At 70.3% G+C, this 3,728-nt stretch carries 4 protein-coding genes; 1 reads left to right on the top strand and 3 read right to left on the bottom strand.

Features of this window, described 5'->3' with window-relative positions:
• A partial coding sequence (locus tag D7V93_RS39975; protein WP_147451593.1) for a lytic transglycosylase domain-containing protein occupies positions 1-779 on the top strand: 779 nt, incomplete at its 5' end.
• Between the two features lie 28 nt (positions 780-807).
• Here D7V93_RS39975 and cmk read toward each other — a convergent pair.
• From cmk to D7V93_RS39960, 3 genes are read right to left on the bottom strand one after another with little or no spacing between them, the layout of a single operon-like run.
• On the bottom strand, positions 808-1,500 hold the full coding sequence (cmk, locus tag D7V93_RS39970) for a (d)CMP kinase (RefSeq protein WP_120648278.1): 693 nt from the start codon (positions 1,498-1,500) through the stop codon (positions 808-810).
• Positions 1,497-2,588: a histidinol-phosphate transaminase gene (hisC, locus tag D7V93_RS39965; protein WP_120648277.1), complete on the bottom strand. Its 1,092-nt coding sequence runs from the start codon at positions 2,586-2,588 to the stop codon at positions 1,497-1,499. Before hisC ends, cmk begins: the two co-directional genes overlap by 4 nt.
• A 14-nt stretch (positions 2,589-2,602) precedes the next feature.
• On the bottom strand, positions 2,603-3,571 hold the full coding sequence (locus D7V93_RS39960) for an acetyl-CoA carboxylase carboxyltransferase subunit alpha (RefSeq protein ID WP_120648276.1): 969 nt from the start codon (positions 3,569-3,571) through the stop codon (positions 2,603-2,605).
• Positions 3,572-3,728 lie beyond the last annotated feature (157 nt).

Raw genomic sequence — 3,728 nt, 5'->3', positions numbered from 1 at the left:
CCCCGAAGCAGCTCACCCTGCCCCGCCCCCCGGAGTTGGAGCTGGCGGTGGCGCTGACCCGCACGGGCCTCTTCCGCGACGCGGCGGACGAGGTGCAGTCGCGCGTGTCGGGGCTGCGCACGGCGGACCAGGCGCTGCCGTTCGCGCACGCGCTGCTGCAGCTGGGTGAGTTCGGCCACGCGCACGGAGTGGCGGCGCGCTACCTGTGGGGTCGGGCCTTCGGCGCGAAGGCGCCGGATGCGCTGGCCGCGTTCTACCCGCGCGCGTTCGCCCAGGCGGTGGAGACGGAGGCCACGCGGCAGTCGCTGGATCCGTTCCTCGTGTGGGCCATCATGCGGCGTGAGAGCGCCTTCCGCCCGGAGGTCATGAGCGCGGCGGACGCGCGGGGGCTGATGCAGATCATCCCGCCCACGGCCACGGAGATCGCCCTGAAGATGGCGGAGCCGGCGCCCGCGCCCGCGGACCTCTTCGCCCCGGAGCGCAACATCCGCTACGGCGCGTGGTACCTGGCGCAGCTCATGAAGCGCTTCGCGCACCCGGCGCTCGCGGCGGCGGCCTACAACGCGGGCCCCAAGGCGGCGGTGCGCTGGACGCAGGAGCGCGGCAGCCTCCCCTTGGACCTCTTCGTCGAGTCCATCCCCTACCGGGAGACGCGCGGCTACGTGAAGCAGGTGCTCGCGGACCTGTACCTCTACCACCGCTTCTACGAGCAGGACGGCGCGAAGGCCCGGCTGGCGATGACGGTGCCCGCGCCCTCCGCGGACGGCGTCACCTTCTGACCTGACGCGAACACGGGGCCCGGCGACCTCAGCCGCGCTGGCCCCTGCGGCGTTCGATCTCCTGCTCCAGCGTCCGCACGACGTCGGACAGGGGCATGCTGCTGGAGTCCACGTGCATCGCGTCGTCGGCGGCCTTCAGGGGCGCCACGGTGCGCGCGGAGTCCGCGGTGTCCCGCTGCGTCTGATCCGTGAGGACGGCCTCCAGGCTGCTGTCCACGCCCTTCTGGAACAGCTCCTCGAAGCGGCGGCGGGCGCGCACCTCCGGATCCGCCGCGAGGAAGAACTTCGCGTCCGCGTCCGGGAACACCACCGTGCCGATGTCGCGCCCCTCCAGGATGGCGCCCGCCTGCGCCTCCAGCGCGAGCCTGCGCTGGAGCGCGAGCAACCCCGCGCGCACCACCGGCCGGCCCGACACCTGCGAGGCACCCATGGAGATGGCCGGCGTGCGGATCTCCCCGGACACGTCCTCGCCGCTCAAGAAGACGTGGTTCTCCTCGCCCACCACCTGGAAGTGGATGCGCACGCGCCCGAGCAGCTCGCCCAGCTTCGCGTCGTCGTCGAACGCGATGCCCTCGCGCGTGGCCATCAGCGCCACGCAGCGGTAGATGGCGCCGGTGTCCACCAGCGCGAACCCCAGCCTGCGCGCGAGCAGCTTGGACACGGAGGACTTCCCGGCCCCCGCCGGCCCATCGATGGCGACGATGAACGGACGCGGGCTCATGAGAGGATCTCCTTCAGCGCGGCGACGCAGCGCTCGTTCTCCGAAGGCGTCCCCACGGAGATGCGCAGGCAGGTGGGATGGCCGTTGCCCGCCATGGGCCGGACGATGACGCCCCGGCGCAGCATCTGCTCGTACACCGCGGCCGCCGGGCGGTGGCAGTCCACGAAGACGAAGTTCGCGTGGCTCTCCGTCAGCGTGACGCCCAGCTTCGGCAGCTCGCGCTCGTAGTAGCGCAGCCCCGCCTGGTTGTTCTCCCGCGTGCGGCGCACGTGCTCCGCGTCGTCCAGCGCCGCCATGCCGGCCGCCTGCGCCACCACCGTGAGGTTGAAGGGCATGCGCGTGCGGTGCACGTAGCCCGCGAGCTTCGCGTCCATCACCGCGCACCCCAGCCGGATGCCGGCCAGGCCGTGGATCTTGCTGAAGGTGCGCAGCGCCACGAGGTTCGGGTGCGCGCGGAACAGCTCCACCGCGCTCGCGTAGTCGGGCCAGTCCACGAACTCCGCGTAGGCCTCGTCGTGGACGACGAGCACGTCCTTGGGCACCGCGGCCAGGAACGTCTCCAGGTCCTTGCGCCCGAACGTCGTCCCCGTGGGGTTGTCCGGGTTGGCCAGGAACACCATCCGCGTGCGCGGCGTGACGGCGCGGGCCATGGCGACGAGGTCGTAGCGGAAGCCCTCGCGCATGGGCACCTCCACGAACGGCCGGCCATGCGCCTGCGCGGAGATGCGGTACGCCGGGAACGAGCCCTGGCACAGGAGGATCTCCTCCTCCGGCGTGGTGAACGTGCGAATCAGCAGCTCGATGAGCTCGTTGGAGCCGCTGCCGAGGACGACCTCCTCCGGCTTCACACCCAGGTGCCCGGCGAGCCTGCGCACCAGGTGGAAGCTCGTCGCGTCCGGGTACAGGTGCACGGACGCGGCAGCCTGCTTCATGGCCTCCACCGCGCGGGGCGACGGGCCCAGCGGGTTCTCGTTGGAGGCCAGCTTGATGACACCCTTGAGGCCGTACTCCCGCTCGGTCTCCTCGATGGGCTTGCCCGGAACGTAGGCCTTGAGCGTCTCGACGTAGGGAGGAACGAGCGGTCTCATGGGGGTTGAACCTCTTACTTGCCGGAGAACTGCCCGAGCGCGCGGAACTTGTCGTAGCGGTCGCGCACCAGGGCGTCCGGCGACAGCTCCGCCAGCTGGCCCAGGTGCTTGCGCAGCGTCTTGCCCAGGGACTCCGCCGCCTTGGCCGGATCGCGGTGCGCGCCGCCCGCGGGCTCGGGGATGACCTCGTCGATGATCTTCATCTCCAGCAGGTCCTGCGCGGTGGGGCGCATCGCGTCCGCCGCCTTGTCCGCCTTGGTGGCGTCGCGGAAGAGGATGGACGCGCAGCCTTCCGGGCTGATGACGGAATAGACGCTGTTCTGGAACATCAGCACGCGGTTGCCCACGCCAATGGCGAGCGCGCCGCCGGAGCCGCCCTCGCCCACCACCGTGGAGATGATGGGCACGCGCAGCCGGCTCATCACCTCCAGGTTCATGGCGATGGCCTCCGCCTGTCCCCGCTCCTCCGCGCCGATGCCCGGGTACGCGCCCGGCGTGTCCACGAAGGTGAGGATGGGCTTCTCCATCCGCTCGGCCAGCTCCATCAGCCGGCGCGCCTTGCGGTAGCCCTCCGGGCGCGGCATGCCGAAGTTGCGCGCCATGTTCTCCTTCGTGTTGCGCCCCTTCTGGTGGCCGATGACCATCACCGGCTTGCCATCGAAGCGCGCGAAGCCGCCGACGATGGACGGGTCCTCGCCGAAGTGCCGGTCGCCGCACATCTCGAAGAAGTCCGTGAAGAGGTACTGGACGTAGTCCAGGAAGTACGGCCGGGCGTTGTGGCGGGACAGCTGCACCACCTGCCAGCGCGTCAGGTCGCTGAAGATCTCCGTCTGGAGCTTCTTCGCCTTCTTCTCCAGTTTGGAGATCTCCGAGGAGAAATCCACGGTGCCGCTGGTGGAGAGGACCTTCAGCTCCTCGATCTTCTTCTCCAGCTCGATGAGCGGGCGCTCGAAGTCGAGCGCGTAGCCAATGCCGGTTGCCATGGCGCCGAACTAGCACCAGGGTTGCGGCCTTTCAACGCGCAACCGGTTACGCACCCCCTGGAATCTCCGGGAATCTTCCAACCCCCACCCCGTCTGGAGCGACATGGTCCTCGCCCTGTCCCTGCTGGTCCTGACGCTGTCCTGGCTCTTATACACA

This window comes from Corallococcus llansteffanensis (assembly GCF_003612055.1).
Classification (GTDB): domain Bacteria; phylum Myxococcota; class Myxococcia; order Myxococcales; family Myxococcaceae; genus Corallococcus; species Corallococcus llansteffanensis.
This window is presented reverse-complemented; position numbering and strand designations above follow the sequence as displayed.